The sequence below is a fragment of the Reyranella sp. genome (assembly GCF_965279465.1).
GTDB lineage: Bacteria > Pseudomonadota > Alphaproteobacteria > Reyranellales > Reyranellaceae > Reyranella.
On the sequence record NZ_OZ257242.1, the window covers coordinates 7,449,215 to 7,465,163 of the forward strand.

The 15,949-nt window shown below is 66.3% G+C and carries 15 protein-coding genes; 5 read left to right on the top strand and 10 right to left on the bottom strand.

The genetic code is table 11. The annotated features are described in order from the left end of the window. Nucleotides 1–14 precede the first annotated feature (14 nt). Together ACQY8M_RS36335 and ACQY8M_RS36340 are read right to left on the bottom strand one after the other, a co-directional pair. Nucleotides 15–449: a hypothetical protein gene (locus ACQY8M_RS36335; RefSeq protein ID WP_428667074.1), complete on the bottom strand. Its 435-nt coding sequence runs from the start codon at nt 447–449 to the stop codon at nt 15–17. Nucleotides 450–495: 46 nt separating this feature from the next. Next, nucleotides 496–951 carry a hypothetical protein gene (locus ACQY8M_RS36340; RefSeq protein ID WP_428667076.1) on the bottom strand — a complete coding sequence of 152 codons (456 nt, stop codon included), beginning with the start codon at nt 949–951 and terminating at the stop codon, nt 496–498. Nucleotides 952–1,053: 102 nt separating this feature from the next. On the opposite strand from ACQY8M_RS36340, the gene ACQY8M_RS36345 reads away from it, so the two are divergent. Beyond that, entirely contained in the window at nt 1,054–2,235 is a 1,182-nt protein-coding gene (locus tag ACQY8M_RS36345; protein ID WP_428667078.1) for a CynX/NimT family MFS transporter, read from the top strand. Here ACQY8M_RS36345 and puuE read toward each other — a convergent pair. Beyond that, complete coding sequence (gene puuE / locus ACQY8M_RS36350; protein ID WP_428667080.1) at nt 2,232–3,146, bottom strand: allantoinase PuuE; 915 nt, start codon at nt 3,144–3,146, stop codon at nt 2,232–2,234. The two genes, ACQY8M_RS36345 and puuE, sit on opposite strands and share 4 nt — an antisense overlap. Before the next feature lie 46 nt (nt 3,147–3,192). On the opposite strand from puuE, the gene ACQY8M_RS36355 reads away from it, so the two are divergent. Both ACQY8M_RS36355 and ACQY8M_RS36360 read left to right on the top strand, forming a co-directional pair. Continuing rightward, the gene (locus tag ACQY8M_RS36355) at nt 3,193–4,434 is read left to right on the top strand and encodes a Zn-dependent hydrolase (RefSeq protein ID WP_428667082.1); all 1,242 of its coding nucleotides are present in this window, start codon (nt 3,193–3,195) and stop codon (nt 4,432–4,434) included. 108 nt (nt 4,435–4,542) lie between these two features. Continuing rightward, nucleotides 4,543–5,685 (top strand): M20 family metallopeptidase, encoded by a 1,143-nt coding sequence (locus ACQY8M_RS36360; RefSeq protein WP_428667084.1) that lies wholly within the window; start codon nt 4,543–4,545, stop codon nt 5,683–5,685. A gap of 39 nt (nt 5,686–5,724) precedes the next feature. On the opposite strand, the gene ACQY8M_RS36365 is transcribed toward ACQY8M_RS36360, so the two are convergent. The 3 genes from ACQY8M_RS36365 to ACQY8M_RS36375 form a co-directional block, all read right to left on the bottom strand. After that, the gene (locus ACQY8M_RS36365) at nt 5,725–5,979 is read right to left on the bottom strand and encodes a hypothetical protein (RefSeq protein ID WP_428667086.1); all 255 of its coding nucleotides are present in this window, start codon (nt 5,977–5,979) and stop codon (nt 5,725–5,727) included. Between the two features lie 116 nt (nt 5,980–6,095). Next, nucleotides 6,096–6,659 (bottom strand): GNAT family N-acetyltransferase, encoded by a 564-nt coding sequence (locus tag ACQY8M_RS36370; RefSeq protein WP_428667088.1) that lies wholly within the window; start codon nt 6,657–6,659, stop codon nt 6,096–6,098. Beyond that, the gene (locus ACQY8M_RS36375) at nt 6,656–7,924 is read right to left on the bottom strand and encodes a hypothetical protein (protein WP_428667090.1); all 1,269 of its coding nucleotides are present in this window, start codon (nt 7,922–7,924) and stop codon (nt 6,656–6,658) included. Before ACQY8M_RS36375 ends, ACQY8M_RS36370 begins: the two co-directional genes overlap by 4 nt. A gap of 336 nt (nt 7,925–8,260) precedes the next feature. Here ACQY8M_RS36375 and ACQY8M_RS36380 point away from each other — a divergent pair, with 336 nt between their 5' ends. Together ACQY8M_RS36380 and ACQY8M_RS36385 are read left to right on the top strand one after the other, a co-directional pair. Continuing rightward, nucleotides 8,261–9,154 carry a LysR family transcriptional regulator gene (locus tag ACQY8M_RS36380; RefSeq protein ID WP_428667092.1) on the top strand — a complete coding sequence of 298 codons (894 nt, stop codon included), beginning with the start codon at nt 8,261–8,263 and terminating at the stop codon, nt 9,152–9,154. Nucleotides 9,155–9,181: 27 nt separating this feature from the next. Next, nucleotides 9,182–9,583 (top strand): GFA family protein, encoded by a 402-nt coding sequence (locus tag ACQY8M_RS36385; protein ID WP_428667094.1) that lies wholly within the window; start codon nt 9,182–9,184, stop codon nt 9,581–9,583. A gap of 227 nt (nt 9,584–9,810) precedes the next feature. Here ACQY8M_RS36385 and ACQY8M_RS36390 read toward each other — a convergent pair whose 3' ends face one another. The 4 genes from ACQY8M_RS36390 to glyS are packed head-to-tail and all read right to left on the bottom strand — an operon-like array spanning nt 9,811 to nt 15,885. Further along, nucleotides 9,811–10,236 (bottom strand): HIT family protein, encoded by a 426-nt coding sequence (locus ACQY8M_RS36390; protein ID WP_428667096.1) that lies wholly within the window; start codon nt 10,234–10,236, stop codon nt 9,811–9,813. Then, a complete protein-coding gene (locus tag ACQY8M_RS36395; protein WP_428667098.1) occupies nt 10,233–11,159 on the bottom strand; it encodes an ArgK/MeaB family GTPase in 927 nt (308 codons plus the stop codon). The genes ACQY8M_RS36390 and ACQY8M_RS36395 overlap by 4 nt, the downstream gene beginning before the upstream one ends. Continuing rightward, on the bottom strand, nt 11,156–13,831 hold the full coding sequence (gene ppdK, locus ACQY8M_RS36400) for a pyruvate, phosphate dikinase (RefSeq protein ID WP_428667100.1): 2,676 nt from the start codon (nt 13,829–13,831) through the stop codon (nt 11,156–11,158). The genes ACQY8M_RS36395 and ppdK overlap by 4 nt, the downstream gene beginning before the upstream one ends. Nucleotides 13,832–13,833: 2 nt before the next feature. Further along, nucleotides 13,834–15,885, bottom strand: coding sequence for a glycine--tRNA ligase subunit beta (gene glyS, locus ACQY8M_RS36405; RefSeq protein WP_428667102.1), 2,052 nt, complete (start codon nt 15,883–15,885; stop codon nt 13,834–13,836). Nucleotides 15,886–15,949: the final 64 nt, after the last annotated feature.

The window sequence follows — 15,949 nt, forward strand, 5'->3', positions numbered from 1 at the left end:
GCGGCTCTCCAGCGCTACAGTGCCTTGATCGCCGCGACCTGGCGGGCGATGCCGAGCTTGCGGCTGCAGGCCGGCCAATGGGTATGGCCACCGCGGTCGAAGATCACATACCGTACGAGCGCGGACGCCCGGCGGTAATCGCGGGCCAGGGCGATCGCCTCCTGGGCGCTCAGCGTCCGACCGTCGCGCTCGCGCACGAAGTTCACCACGGTGCGCGGCTCGAACTGGAAGACGCCGACATAGGGCCCCCGGCCAACGCCGGCCTCGCCACGGCCGCCGGTTTCGCAATCGGCGAGCCGACGGATCAGCGCGTCCCGGCGCACCTCGATGGTGATGGAGCGTGCTTCGGCGGAGGGATTAGGGGCAGCCGCCGCCGGGGCCGGCTCGGCGGCAAACGCACCGCCCGGCAGGACACATAGGCAGAGAAGCAGGAGGTACCGGGCAGTCACTGGCGTTCAACGACGGCGGGGGCGCCCGGTTCCTGATGCGGTGTGGCTACAGAGCCGACCTGATCTCCTCGACCTGCGCGCGCAGGCCGATCTTGCGCGAGCAGAGCGGCCAGTCGCCGGCCCGGTCGAGATCGAAGATCATGTACTTGGCCAGCTCCGCGGCCTGGTCGTAGTCGTGGGCGAGTTCCTTGGCCTCGCTCAGGCTGAGCTGGCGACCCTCCTTCTGCTGGACGTAGGCCACCACCGTGCGTGGGCTGAACTGGAAACGTCCGACATAGGCGCCGCGGCCGCCGACGATCGGCCGGTCCGACTCGCCATGGCCGCCGCTCTCGCAGGTCGCCAGGTTGCGCAGGACCTCATTCTTGCGCTGCTCCACATAATAAGCCTTCGCTTCCTGGACGGTCATGACCGGTCCGGGAAGAGCTTTCGAGGCGGTGTGCTGGACGCAACCCGCAAGCGCGAGTGACGAAACCAGGAGGCCCAAAGGCAGTGTTGCTTTCATGCAACACTTCTTTGCCGCCCAAATTTTGCCATGTAAACCCCACTTATCCACAGAAAGCTCGGACAATCGCGTGGCGCGCGCACATTCTTTCGCCGTTATCTCGTGCTCGCTTTGGTTGAAAACGTCTCCGATCGCCGCTGGTCGATCCTCGCCTTGCTGTTCACGACACGCGTGGCGCTGGGCTTTCAGTTCCAGACGATGGGCTCGGTCGGCGAGCCGATCGCGGCGGACCTCCATCTCAACTACGCCGAAGTCGGCACGCTGATCGGACTGTTCCTGATGCCCGGCATGGTGCTGGCCATGCCGGCCGGACTGCTCGGCCGTTATCTTTCCGACCGCCTGCTGGTCGCGGTCGGCCTCGTCGCGCTTGCTGCCGGCGGCATGCTCTCGGCTGTGTCGACCAGCCTGGAGACTTTAGCGGCGGCGCGCCTCGTCGCCGGCGCAGGCTTCGTCGTCTGCTCGCTCTACTTCACCAAGATGACGGCTGACTGGTTCGCCGGCCGCGAGCTCGCCACCGCGATGGCGGTGGTGGTGATGAGCTGGCCGTTCGGCGTCGCCATGGGCCAGATCGGCCATGGCTGGCTGGCCGCGCACCATGGGTGGCGGATGCCGTTCGCGGTCGCCGCCCTCTACAGCTTGCTGAGCGCGGCTGCCGTGCTGCTGCTCTATCGCGCTCCGCCGCAGGGCACGAGCGCGCCAGCGGCGGCATCCGCCGGCCTCACCGGCCGCGAATGGAGCCTGACGCTGATCGCAGCCTCCATCTGGGCATTCTTCAACGCCGCCTACGTCGTCTATCTGAGTTTCGCGCCGCGCGTCCTGACCGACGGCGGCATGGGCACCTTGACCGCCGCCTCGATCGTCAGCCTGGCAAGCTGGGTCATGATCTTCTCGGGCACCCTGGTCGGCCAGCTCGCCGACCGGTTCGGCCGGGCAGACCTGATTCTCCGGGTCTGCCTGGTTGGCGGCATGGCGAGCCTGGCCCTCCTCCCGCTGCTCGACTGGGCGATCCCGCTCAGCCTTGCCTACGGCCTGATCGGCGTCGCGCCGGCTGGCCTGGTGATGGCACTGACCGGCCAGGCGATGGCGCCGCACAAGCGCGCCTTCGGCATGGGCGTGTTCCTGACCGTCTTCTTCCTCGGCACCGCCCCGGCGCCCGGCCTCGCCGGCTGGCTCTACGACCGCACCGGCGACGCCTATGTCCCGATCCTGTTTGCCGTCGGCCTGACGGCGGCCGCATTGGCCGGAACCTTCGCCTTTCGCCTGGTCCAGCGCCTCACCCGCTAGCCGGCCGGAGCCGGGTGGACGTTCATCCAGTGGCGAGCGATCTGCTCGCGGGTGGCAACCCAGACCTTGGGCTTGGAGGCGACGTAGTCGAGGAACCGCGCCAGCGTGAGCGCGCGGCTCGGCCGGCCGCCCAGCCGGCAATGGATGCCGACCGACATCATCTTGGGCGACCGCGCACCCTCGGCGTAGAGCATGTCGAAGGCGTCCTTCATCGACTGCAGCCAGCCGTCGGCGATGCCGAAGCCCGGCGGCACCGCGAACTTCATGTCGTTGACCTCGAGCGTGTAGGGGATGATCAGGTGCGGTGTGCCCTCGACCTTGACCCAGTAGGGCAGGTCGTCGTTGTAGGAGTCGCTCGAATAGAGGAAGCCACCGTGCCGGACGACGGCGCGCAGCGAGTTCTGGCCGAACCGGCCGGTGTACCAGCCGACCGGCGCCTTGCCGGCGCTGTCGATCGTGGCCTTCACCGTCTTCCTTATATGGTCGAGCTCCTGCTCGAGGGTGAAGTCCTTGTAGTTGATCCAGCGGTAGCCGTGGGTCGCCACCTCGTGGCCCGAATCGGCCATCGCCTTGCCGGCCGCGGGATTGAGCTCCAGCGCCTTGCCGACCGCCCAGGAGGTGAACTTCATGCCGCGCTCGTCGAACAGGCGCAGGATGCGCCAGAAGCCCGCCCGGCTGCCGTATTCGTACATCGATTCGGTCGAGTAATCGCGCTCACCCATCAGCGGCACCGTGCCGTAGACCTCGGTGAGGTAGCTCTCCGAATGCGGGTCGCCGTTCAGGATGGTGTTCTCGCCGCCCTCCTCGTAGTTCAGCACGAAGCTCACCGCGATCCGCGCCTCGCCCGGCCATTGCGGATCGGGCGGGTTGGCGCCGTAGCCGATCAGGTTGCGGTCCAGATGATTGTGCATTGAGGGTCTCCCGACTATAGCTCCGCGGACGATCGAAGGAGGATGCATGAGCGGGGCCGATGCGGTCAAAGAAGACCGGCTCTGGCAGCGGCACGCCGACATGGCGAAGCTCGGCGGCACGCCTCGGGGCGGCGTCAACCGCCAGGCGTTGTCAGCGGAGGACGCGGCCGCCCGAAACCAGCTCGCCGCGTGGGCAAAAGCACGCGATTTCGACGTATTCACCGACGCAATCGGCAACCTTTTCATCCAGAAATCCGGCACCGACCCCGCATTGGCTCCTGTTTTGAGCGGAAGTCACATGGACAGCCAGCCGACCGGCGGACGCTTCGACGGCATGTACGGCGTGCTCGCCGCCTTCGAGGCCCTGGAGGCGCTCGACGATGCCGGCGTGAAGACGAAGCGGCCGGTGATGGCGGTCGCCTGGACCAACGAGGAAGGCTCTCGCTTCCAGCCCGGGGCGATGGGCTCGGCGGTGTTCGCCGGCGCCTGCCGGCTCGACGACATGCTCGGGCAGAAGGACTGGAAGGGCATCGTTCTGAAGGACGCGCTGGCCGAGACACTGAAGGCCGCGCCCGCCCCGATCCGCGACGGCGCGCCGGGCTTCCCGGTCGACTCTTATATAGAGGCGCATATCGAGCAGGGCCCGCGGCTCGAGACCGCGGCGACCACGATCGGCGTCGTCACCGCGATCCAGGGCAGCCGGCGCTACATCGTGGAGATCGACGGCGAGGAGGCGCATGCCGGCACCACGCCGCGCGCCGCGCGCAAGGACGCCTATGCCGCGGCGACCCGGATCGCGGCGGCGATGTACGAGGCGACGGCCGACGCCGACGACACGCTGCGCTTCACTATCGGCCGGGTCGATGTCTCGCCCGGCTCGCCCAACACGGTGCCGGGCAAGGCGGTGTTCACCATCGACATGCGCCATCCCGACAACGCCGTGCTCGCGGCGCACGAGGCCAAGCTCGAGGCGATCGTCGCGGCGAAGGCTCCGCCCTGCCCGGCCCGCATCGAGCGCGTGACGAACGTGCCGCCGACCGACTTCGACCCGACGGTGATCGGGCTGGTCCGCGACAAGGCGGAGAGCCTCGGCCTCAGCCACATGGACATGCCCTCGGGCGCCGGCCACGACGCGATGCACATCGCCAGGCTCTGCCCCACCGGCATGATCTTCGTGCCGTGCGAGCGCGGCATCAGCCACAACGAGATCGAGAACGCGACGCCCGCAGATCTCGCGGCCGGCACGAGGGTGCTGGTCGAGGTGCTGGAGGCTCTGGCGAATCGCTGACGTCCGGACCGCACCGTGTCATCCCGAGCGAAGCGAGGGATCTATGGGCAACAGCATAGATCCCTCGCTTCGCTCGGGATGACACCGTCCTTCTTTCAAGGAACCACGATGAAAAAAGAACTCGTCTCCATCCTCTCCGACCTGATCGCGCTGCCGAGCCCCTACCCGCCCGGCACGTCGGTCGAGATCTGCGCCTATGCGGCGAAGCGGCTAAAGAAGGCTGGCTACAAGGTCGAGATCGCGACCAAAGCCAAGGGTGTCGACAACGTCGTCGCCCGCCGCAAGGGCAAGGCGAAAGGCCCGACCATCGCCTTCAACGCCCATGTCGACACCGTCGGCGTCGGCGAGCGGGCGAACTGGAAGAGCGATCCCTACAAGGCGCTGGTCAAGGGCGGGCTGGTCTACGGGCTGGGCGCCGGCAACTGCAAGGGCAGCATGGCGGTCCAGCTCTGGCTCGCCGAGGAGATCGCGCGGCGCGGCGGCCCGGCGAAGGGCGAACTGATCTTCACCTTCGTGGCCGACGAGGAGAATCTCGGCCCCAACGGCATGGAGTTCCTGCGCAAGAGCGGCAAGGTCCGACCCGACGCGCTGATCCTGGGCGCGCAGACCGAGAATAACCTGATCGTCGCCGAGCGCGGCGTGCTGTGGGCGAGGATCACGACCAAGGGCAAGGCCGCCCACGCCGGCAACCCGTCGGCCGGCGACAACGCCATCCTGCGCATGATGCGGCTGGTGGGCGCGCTGCAGTCCTACTACGACAAGGCGCTGGCCAAGCGCGTGTCGGGCGCGATGAGGTCGACGGTGAACATCGGCATGTTCCACGGCGGCCACAACACCAACGTCGTGCCCTCGGCCTGCACGGTCGAGATCGACCGCCGCCTGCTGCCGGATGAGAAGGTGAAGGCCGCCTTCACCGAGCTGAAGAAGGTGATCGATGGTGTGGGCGAGCCGAAGGGCCAGTACACGGTCGAGTTCCTGACCGGCACCAACGGCTTCTTCGCCCCGGAGAACGGCGCGGCGGTCGGCGCCTTCGAGGCGGTGGTGAAGGAGCAGACCGGGCGGAAGGTGAAGTTCCTCAACGCGACGGGCGTGAGCGACGGGCGGTACTACGCCGACGACGGCATCGAGATCATCAATTTCGGCCCGGGCTCGGGCGCGCAGGGCCATGCGGCGAACGAGAGCGTTCCGATCAGCGAGATGGTCGAAGCAGCGGAGATCCAGCTCGAGGTGGTTCGGCTGCTGCTGGGGTAGTTTCCATCAAGGCTGCCGGCCCATTCTGCGCAGGTCAGGCTAGTTCGGCAGGCTGGCGTCGACCTCGTCGAAGGCCGTTGTGCCCGCGCCGAGCGCGACTGTCTTCTCCTCGATCAGGAGCTGCGCCACAGCCAGGAAATGAACCAGCTCGCCGTCCCTCAGGCGCTCGGCCTCGTCGATCAGGTCGCGGATGCCGTGCCAGATCCGGAACATGGCAGCGGCGCGTTTTGACCCCGTCAAAGGCTGACGGTTACGGCGTCGTCGAACGTTCGGTTCGACGACGATCTCGAACACTCCCATCCACTGCCCCCTATTCGTGGGAGAGATGCCCCTCCTGGCAACCCACCCAGTTTGGAAATCATACTGGCGATCTCCAGTGCCGTCTTTGTCATATTTCGTAGGCGACGCAGTTATTTCGTGCACGCGACGAGCGGATTTCGGGTGGCATCGCGTTGCGGCTCGCGCCGCAGGTTGATCACCTCGGGCGGCTCGACATCGGGCAGCGGCTTGCCAGGATCGGCCGCCTTGATCACGGCGACGATCTGGTCGGGATCGGCCTTGCTCTGGGCCTCTGGCACCAGTCGACACCAGCCCTGCTTCTCCCAGTAGCCGATGTCGCACGGCAGCACCTGGGCATAGAGCAGGCCGCAGCCACGGCTCTCGGCCAGGGTGCCGCAGTGCTCGAGCAGCTGCTGCCCGATGCGAAGACCGCGAAAACGCTGCAGCACCGCGAGCCGCTCGGTCATCGCGAATGACCGGAACCAGCGCAGGCGGACCGCGCCTACCGGCTCGTCGCCGAGATAGGCGATGACATGGGTGGCGCCGTGATCGTGGCCGTCGAATTCCTCGGAGAACGGCACATCGAGCTCGCCGATGAAGCAGGCGGCGCGGACCGCGAAAGCCTGCAGCGCATCCTCCATCTTCATCGCCAGCCGGATGGTGACCGGCGTGCCGTCGATCGAGCGAACGGTCATTGCTGAACGTACCCGGTCAGCACTCCGTTGTCGTTCCGAAAGCGACGGCCCCCCGCCGCCACTTCCGGCAGACTGCGTGAAATCTGGTCCAGCACATCGGTCACGACGGCCGGCGTCATGCCCTTGGCGCCCTTGCGAATCGCCGTCGCCGAAATATCGTCACGGCGCAGGATGCGCCACGGATAGATCCAGCCACATTCGTCGCAAATGGAGCGTACCATCATGCCGCCGAAGTCGGTGCCGTGCAGCGTGTGCAGGCGCACTCCGGGATGACGCTTCTTGATCTCGGCGATCACGCCCTGGAAGCCCTGCGCGTCGTAGGTCTCTCGCAGGAAGAGCACGTCGACCTTCTCCCCGAGCCCTGCTTCCGCGACCGAGAGCTCGATCAGCGCCCGGCGGGTCTCCGGCGGCAGGAAGACGTTGCCGGTCGGGAAGTAGTCGACATTGACGTCGGCCTTGTCGGTTTTCTCGTAGACCTGGAACCCGTCTGCCCTCAGCCGGCCGACGCGGATCTGGCCCTTGCGGAAGGCCTCGGCATAGAATCGCGGGATCAGCGTCGGATGGATGATGATCTTGTCGAGCCGCCGTTCTGCCATCGCCCGCTTCAGGATCGCGAGGTGGGTGTTGTGGAAGGGATTGAAGGTCCCGAAGAAGAGGCCGATGCCGCCCCGAGGCGCAAAAATCGAGCGTAAGTCCGACAGGATACCGACGACGACGAGGAACCCGCCCAGGCCGAAGCCGAGCAGCAGGAACGCTTCCCGGCCGTACGGAAGGCCGGCGGTGCCGAGCGCGGTCAGGACGGTGTTGACGCAAAGGCCGACCAGCACGTTGCGATTGAAGTCGCCGATGCCGCGCGCGAAAAGGTAAGTGCCGAGGTATTGCAGGCCCTGTGATGCGAGGCTGGTGATCAGCGCCGCGCCCGCGATGCCGCCGACGGTCGCCACGCCGCTTCGGCTCATCCCGCCGCCCCACAGCATCACCGCGAATACTGCGAGGTTGAAGGCAAATTGCGGGATGAAGCGCCCGAGCCGGCCGGCGGTCACGAAGCCGAAACGGTTGTTGGCCCACAACTCGGCCTTGTTGCTGAGCCTGGTGTAGGCCGGCATGAAGACCGCGAAGAAGACCGCCACGCCGATCAGCGCCGGGTTGGTCCAGCTGTCATGCGCGTATGCATAGCAGAGATAAGTCAGCAGTCCGGCAAATGCCGCCAGTCGTGTGGACGGGCTGCGCAGATGGCGACGAACCTTGTCCGGGAGACCGGACAATGGTGCTGCCTTACCGTCCGGACTCACTGCGGACACGAAGTACCTCGCGACAACTGCGAAGATAAAACCGCAACATATTGATCGTACACCTAAATACGCACTACATATGGGGTTTCCAAGCCAACCGGTCTTTGAAAAAGATCGGCTAATCCCCTACAAAAAAGACATAAAACGACATTCGGCGATCGGTCATGTAGGATAAGCCATAAACGTGCCGCTTGCCTGAATTTCGACTTAGAACAATTCGATTGCGAACAAATTGTATCGACTATTGCGATGGTCAATCCGTCTTCCCGAAAAAGCAAAGTACCCAATATCCTCGGCGATTGGGACGACGTGCGTTTCTTCCTGGCCGTCGCCAAGACCGGCAGCTTCAGCGCTGCTGCGACCCAGCTCAACACGAAGCAGACGACCGTCGGCCGTCGAATCCAGGCGCTGGAGCGTCGGCTGGGCGCGAAGCTGTTCGACCGCCATCGCCATGGCATGGAAGTCACGCCGGCGGCGCGCGGTGTGCTGGTGCAGGCCGAATCGATGCTGTCCAATGCCACATCGATCGAGCGGCATCTCGCCGGGCTCGATCGGGAGATGGCAGGTGTCGTGCGCATCGCCTCGACCGAAGGCATCGCCGCGCACTGGCTGGTGCCGAGGCTCGATCACCTGCGCCGCAGCCATCCCGACATCATCGTGCAAGTGATCTCGGGCGACCAGGTGCTCGATCTCGCCACGCGCCAGGCCGATCTCGCCATCCGCTTCTTCCGCCCGACATCCAATCAGCTCGTGGCGGCGAGGGTCGGCCAGTTCAACATGTCGATCTTCGCCGCGCCCAACTACATCGAGCAGTACGGCCTGCCGCAGAAGCTCGATGACCTGCGCGAGCATCATATCGTCGACCACACGACCTTGCACAGCCTGCCGTCGATGAAGCCGTGGAGCGAGGTGGTCGAACGCAGCCCGAGCGTCGTGCTGCGTACCAACTCGTCCTACGCCGCCGTCGAGGCCGTGCGCGTGGGCTACGGCATCTCGGTGTTCCCCGATTACGTCACCAAGTCGTCGAACCTGGTGGCGGCACCGATCGATCTCAAGATCGTCCGCGATATCTGGCTTGTAAGCCACGAGGAAACCAACAAGGGCGCGCGCATCCGCACCGTGATCGACTACGTGCGCGACCAGTTCCGCCAGGACGAGCGCGAATGGTTCAGCCTCACGGCGAGCCGCCCCGTTGGGATGTAAGGTCGGAACGACAGAGGAGAGCAGACCATGATCACCGGCGGCTGCCACTGCGGCGCGATCCGCTATCAGGCTGAAGGCGAGGCCATCGTCCACGCGCTGTGTCATTGCACCGATTGCCGGCGCCATGCCGGTGCACCGATGGTCGGCTGGACGATGTATCCGCAAGGCGCGGTCAAGACGACGAAGGGCACGCCCAAGGTGTACGCGTCGTCAGAACATGGCCGGCGACATTTCTGCGCCGATTGCGGCACCGGGCTCTTCTACGTGAACGAGCAAATGCTCCCGGGGATCATCGACATCCAGAGTGCGACCTACGACGATCCCGACTCCGTTCCGCCTCGCGCGCACATCCAGGTTGCCGAACGGATCGGATGGATGGAGCGCGCCCACGAGCTGCCGGTTTTCGACCGCTACCCGCCACAGGAGTAGCCCCGCCTCATGGAAGCGCACAACTCCAGTTGCGCGCTCATATGCGCTAACTTTGGTCTGCTGGGAGCGCGGCTCTCCAGAGCCGCTCTTCTTCGGATTGCCACATCCCATGAGCGGCTCTGGAGAGCCACGCTCCCAGCGATGAATCCGTTACGAACCAACTTCATGGAAGTGCTCGGACGCCCTCAAAGTCGGCGCCTATGAGTTTCGCGCTCCCATGAGCAAGATCAAAGAGCCGCCTTCAGCCGTTCATACACCGCCTTGATCGCGGCCATGTCGCCGGGCTTATAGGCCCAGTTGAGAGACAGGCCATCGCCGGCCACGCGCGGCACGATATGGAAATGCAGGTGCGGCACGCTCTGTCCCGCGCCCTCGCCATTGGCCTGAAGCAGGTTCACACCGACCGGCTTCAGTTCCTTGAATACCGCCTTGGCCACACGCTGCGCCGTCTTCGCGACGTCGGCCAGCACCTCCGGCGGTATCACGTCGACCGTCGGCCAGTGGCCCTTGGCGACCGACAGCGCGTGGCCGGGATTGAGCGGGTTGATGTCCATGAAGGCGATGGTGTTGTCGTCCTCCAGCAGCTTGAAGCACGGGATCTGGCCCGCGACGATCTTGCAGAAGATGCAGGTGCCATCGGTCGGGTGGGTCATCGCGGTGTCTCCAGGGCAGTCGTGAGGGCGCGCAGGCGTTCGAAGGGCTGCGCCCCCGCCGGCAGCGCGGCATCCAAACCAAGTGTCGCCAGGCGCGCAAGTCCCCGCGTCCCGAAGCGCTCGCGCAACGCTTCGCGCACCCAGCCCTCGCTCTGGCGATGGCGCGCGACGGCGAGCCGTCCGTCCTCGGCCAGGTAGGCGCGATGTCCCTCCAGCGCAGCCATCAGCGCCTCGATGCCAGCGCGGCTCCGTGACGAAACGGCCAGTGTCTTGAGCGGCCAGTCGCCGGCCGTCGCGAGCGAGAGCGCGCCAGCGACGTCGGCCCGCGCCCGCTCCGCTGCGGCACCAAGGTCGGCTTTGGTCACGACGATCAGGTTTGGGATCTCGACGATGCCCGCCTTCATGAATTGCAGCGAATCGCCCGAGCCCGGCTGGACGCAGAACACGACCGTGTCCGCCACGCCCGCGACGTCGGTCTCGGACTGGCCGACGCCGACCGTCTCGATCAGCACGCGGTCGAACAGCGCGCGCATGACGACCATTGCCGCCAGCGTCTGATCGGCGAGCCCGCCCAGCCGGTCGCGCGCCGCCATCGAACGCACGAAGCTGCCTTCGTCCGACGAATCGTGGACGATCCGCACGCGATCTCCGAGCAACGCACCGCCACTGGTCTTCGACGAGGGATCGACGGCGATCACCCCGACGGTCTTGCCGTCCCTGCGCCAGGCCGCGACCAGCGCCGCACAGAGAGAGGATTTCCCGACGCCCGGCGGTCCGGTGACGCCAACGACGTGCGCGCGGGGCGAGCGCCAGGCCTCGTCGAGCAGGCGCTGTGCGCTCTCGCCGTCGGAATCACGCTCCAGGGACGCAAGTGCTGCCGCCAGCGCGCGCTTGCCGCCACTTCGAAGCGCGTCGAGGGTCATTCCGTCTTGAGCGCGCCGCCCAGGGCTGCCTGTGCCGCCGCCAGCCGCGCGATCGGCACGCGGTAGGGCGAGCACGAGACGTAATCGAGGCCGGCCTTGTGGCAGAAGAACACCGACGCCGGATCGCCGCCATGCTCACCGCAGATGCCAACCTTGAGCTTGGGCCGCACCTTGCGGCCGCGCTCGCAGCCGATCTCGATCAGCTCGCCGACGCCCTCGGTGTCGAGCGAGGCGAAGGGATCGTGCTCGAGGATGCCGCGCTGCTGGTACTTCTCCAGGAACGAACCCGAATCGTCGCGGCTGAGACCGAAGGTAGTCTGCGTCAGGTCGTTGGTGCCGAACGAGAAGAACTCCGCCGTCTCGGCAATCTCGCCGGCCCGCAGGCAGGCGCGCGGCAGCTCGATCATGGTGCCGACCAGGTACTCGAACTTCTCACCCGACATCTGGCTGACCTCGGACGCGACCTGGTCGACCACGGCCTTCATCAGGTCGAGCTCCTTCTTGGTCGCGATCAGCGGGATCATGATCTCGGGGATCACCGTCTTGCCGCCCTTCTTCTGCACCTCGGCGACGGCCTCGAAGATCGCGCGCGCCTGCATCTCGTAGATCTCAGGATAGGAGATGCCGAGCCGCACGCCGCGATGGCCAAGCATCGGGTTGAACTCGTGCAGCTTGTGAGCACGCGCCTCGATCTCGGCGACGTCGACGCCGAGATCCTTGGCCACGACCTCCATGTCGGCGTTGGTCTTGGGCAGGAACTCGTGCAGCGGCGGGTCGAGCAGGCGGATGGTGACCGGCAGACCGGCCATGATCTCGAACAGCTCGACGAAATCCTGGCGCTGCATCGGCTGGATCTTGGCCAGAGCGGTGCGGCGGCCCTTCTCGTCGTCGGCCAGGATCATCTGGCGCACCGCGACGATGCGGTCGCCCTCGAAGAACATGTGCTCGGTGCGGCAGAGGCCGATGCCTTCGGCCCCGAACTTGCGCGCCTGGGCGGCGTCCGCCGGCGTCTCGGCGTTGGTGCGGATACCGAGCGTGCGGACCTCGTCAGCCCACACCATCAGCTCGGCGAAGTCGCCCGAAAGCTCGGGCTGCACGGTCGGCACGACCCCGAGGATGATCTCGCCCGTGCTGCCGTCGAGCGTGATGATCTCGCCCGCTTTCACCGTCGTGCCACGCACCACGAGCGTGCCGGCCTTGGCATCGATGCGGCAGTCGCCGGCGCCGGCGACGCACGGCTTGCCCATGCCGCGCGCCACGACGGCGGCGTGGCTGGTCATGCCGCCGGTCGACGTCAGGATGCCTTCGGCGGCGTGCATGCCGTGAATGTCCTCGGGCGAGGTCTCGCGGCGAACAAGGACCACCTTCTCGCCGGCGCGCGCCTGCTTCTCGGCATCGTCGGCGGTGAACACGACCTTGCCCGAGGCCGCGCCCGGCGAAGCGGGCAGGCCCTTGGCGATCACCTTGCGCGGCGCCTTGGGATCGAGCGTCGGGTGCAGGAGCTGGTCGAGGCTCGAGGGCACGATGCGCGCCACGGCCTCCTTCTTCTCGATCAGGCCCTCGCGCACCATGTCGACGGCGATCTTGAGCGCGGCCTTGGCGGTGCGCTTGCCGTTGCGGGTCTGCAGCATGTAGAGCTTGCCGCGCTGGACGGTGAACTCGATGTCCTGCATGTCGCTGTAGTGCTTCTCGAGCGTCTCGCGCACGCCGCAAAGCTGCCGGAAGACTTCGGGCATCACCTCTTCCATCGCCGGCGCGTCCGACTTCTGGGCATTCTTGCCCTCGACGGTGAGATGCTGCGGCGTGCGGATGCCGGCCACGACATCCTCGCCCTGGGCATTCACGAGATACTCGCCGTAGAACAGGTTCGTGCCGGTCGAGGGATCGCGCGTGAATGCGACACCGGTGGCACAATCGTCGCCCATGTTGCCGAACACCATGGCCTGCACGTTGACCGCGGTGCCCCAGCTCTCGGGGATCTGATGCAGGCGACGGTAGGTGATGGCGCGCTGGTTCATCCACGAGCCGAACACCGCGCCGATCGCGCCCCAGAGCTGCTCGCGCGGCTCCTGCGGGAACGGCTTGCCGGTGCGCTTCTCGACGATCTTCTTGTACTCGCCCACGACCGCGCGCCAGTCGTCGGACTTGAGGTCGGTATCCATGTGGACACCGAGATCCTCCTTCTTGAGCTCGAGCGCTTCCTCGAAATAGTGGTGGCCGACATCCAGCACGACGTTGGAATACATCTGGATGAAGCGGCGATAGCTGTCCCAGGCGAAGCGCTCGTCGCCGGACGACTTGGCGAGCCCCAGCACCGTGCGGTCGTTCAGGCCGAGGTTCAGGACGGTGTCCATCATGCCGGGCATCGAGGCGCGGGCGCCGGAGCGGACCGAGACGAGCAGCGGATTGTTGGCGTCTCCGAAGCCGGCCCCGACGGTCTTCTCGACCGAAGCGAGCGCCGCCTCGACCTCGTCCTTCAGCTCGGGCGGATAGCTTTCGTTGTTGGCGTAATAGTAAGTGCAGAGTTCAGTCGTTACCGTGAAGCCCGGTGGAACCGGCAAGCCGAGGCTCGACATCTCGGCGAGGTTGGCGCCCTTGCCGCCGAGAAGATTGCGCATCTCGGCGCGGCCCTCGGCCGTACCATTACCGAAGCTGTAAACCCACTTCGCCATCGTCAGCCCTCGATCTTCGAAAAATCCGCCACCGAGTCCATGGTGGCACGAATTTGATTGAGCAATTTCAGCCTGTTCAGACGCAGGTCGGGTTTGTCCGCGACGTTCACCGTGACCTTGTCGAAGAACGCATCGATCGGCGCGCGCAAGCCTGCGAAGGCTTGCATGGCGCCGGCGAAATCCTCCTTCTCCAGCGCCGGGCTCACCGTGCGCTCGACTTCCTCCAAGGCGGTAGCAACGGCCTTCTCCTCGCCCTGTTCCAGCAGTGCGACATCGGGCGCACCGGCGATCCTGGCGGCGAGCCCTTTGTCCTTCTTTTCCTCGGCACGGACGATGTTGGCGGCGCGACCGTACGCTGTCAGCAGGTTCCTGCCGGCTTCCGTCCCGAGGAAGGATTGCAGCGCCTCGACCCGCGCCAGGAGGCGCACGAGATCGTCCTCGTTGCCCAGCGCGAACACCGCATCGACGACGTCGTGGCGCATGCCCTTCTCGCGCACCTGCACCTTGAGGCGCTCGGCGAAGAAGTCGAGCAGGTCGGCTTGCTCGAAGAACCTGCCGAGCGGCAGCCGCAGCTTGTTCTCCGTGATGATGCGGATGATGCCGAGCGCCGCGCGGCGCAGCGCGTAGGGATCGCGCGAGCCGGTGGGCTTTTCGCCGATCGACCAGAAGGACACCAGGGCATCGAGCTTGTCCGCGAGAGCCACGGCGATCGACACCGGCGCGCTCGGGCAGCGGTCGTTCGGGCCGGCCGGCGCATAGTGATCGCCGATCGCGTCGGCGACAGCCGCCGGCAGCTTCTCGCCCAGCGCGTAATAGCGGCCCATGATGCCCTGCACCTCGGGGAACTCGCCCACCATGCCGGACACGAGATCCGCCTTGCACAGGCGCGCGGCCTGCGCGACCTGGGCGGCATCGGCACCGGGCACCAATTTGGCGATCTCGCCGGCGAGCTTGACGATCCGCTCGACCCGTTCGGCCTGCGTGCCGAGGCTGGCGTGGAAGATGATGTCCTTCAGTATCGGCAGCCGCTCCTCGAGCGTGACCTTGCGGTCCTGGTCCCAGAAGAACTTGGCATCGCTCAACCGCGAGCGCAGCACGCGCTCGTTGCCCTCGACGATCGTCTTGCCGCCGTCGCGCGCGACGTTGTTGGCAACGACCACGAAGCGATTGGCCAGCGTGCCGTCGGATCTAGTCGTCACGAAGTAGCGCTGATGCGTCCTCATCGAGACGGTCAGCACTTCCGGAGGCACGTCCATGAACTGCGCATCGATGGTGCCGAGCATCGGCACCGGCCATTCGACCAGGCCGGCGACCTCCTCGAGCAGGCCTTCATCGTTCTTGAGCGCGACCTGCGCCTCGCCCGTGAGCTTCCGGGCGCCGTCGAGGATGATCTTCTTGCGCTCGGCCGGATCGAGCACGACATGCGCGGCGCGAAGCCTGGCGACGTAGTCGGCAAAGCCCACGACCGGGAACTCGCCCTTGCTGAGGAAACGGTGGCCGCGTGTGGTGTCGCCGAATTTCACAGGTGTCATCTGGCCGCCCGGCGCAATCTCGCCGGCCAGCACCTTGCCGTCGAACAGCGCGACGATGCCTTGCAGCGGACGAACCCACTGCATGCTGCCGCTGCCCCACTTCATCGACTTGGGCCAGGGCAGCGCTTTCATGGCCGCCTCGACGATGCCCGGCAGCACATCGGCGGTCGGGCCACCCTTTTTCTTCAGCACGGCGAACCAGAACTCGCCTTTGCCGGTGTCGCGTTTCTCCGCCTGGTCTAGCGAGGCAAGGCCCGCCCCCTTCAGGAAGCCCTGGACGGCCTGGTCCGGCGCGCCAACCCTCGGACCGCGGCGCTCCTCGCTGACATCGGGACGTGCCGCCGGCAATCCGTCGAAGACGAGCGCGAGCCGCCGCGGCGTCGCGAAGGCGCGTGCCTCGGTGAAGCTCAACCCGGCGCCCTTCAGGCCGTCGGCGACCAGGCGCTTGAGATCGTCCGCCGCGCGCGTCTGCATGCGCGCCGGAATCTCTTCGGACAGAAGCTCCAGGAGAAATTCAGCCATCGTCACGAATCTTCGCTGGGAGCGCGGCTCTCCAGAGCCGCTCATGGGAAGAGGCAATCCGAAG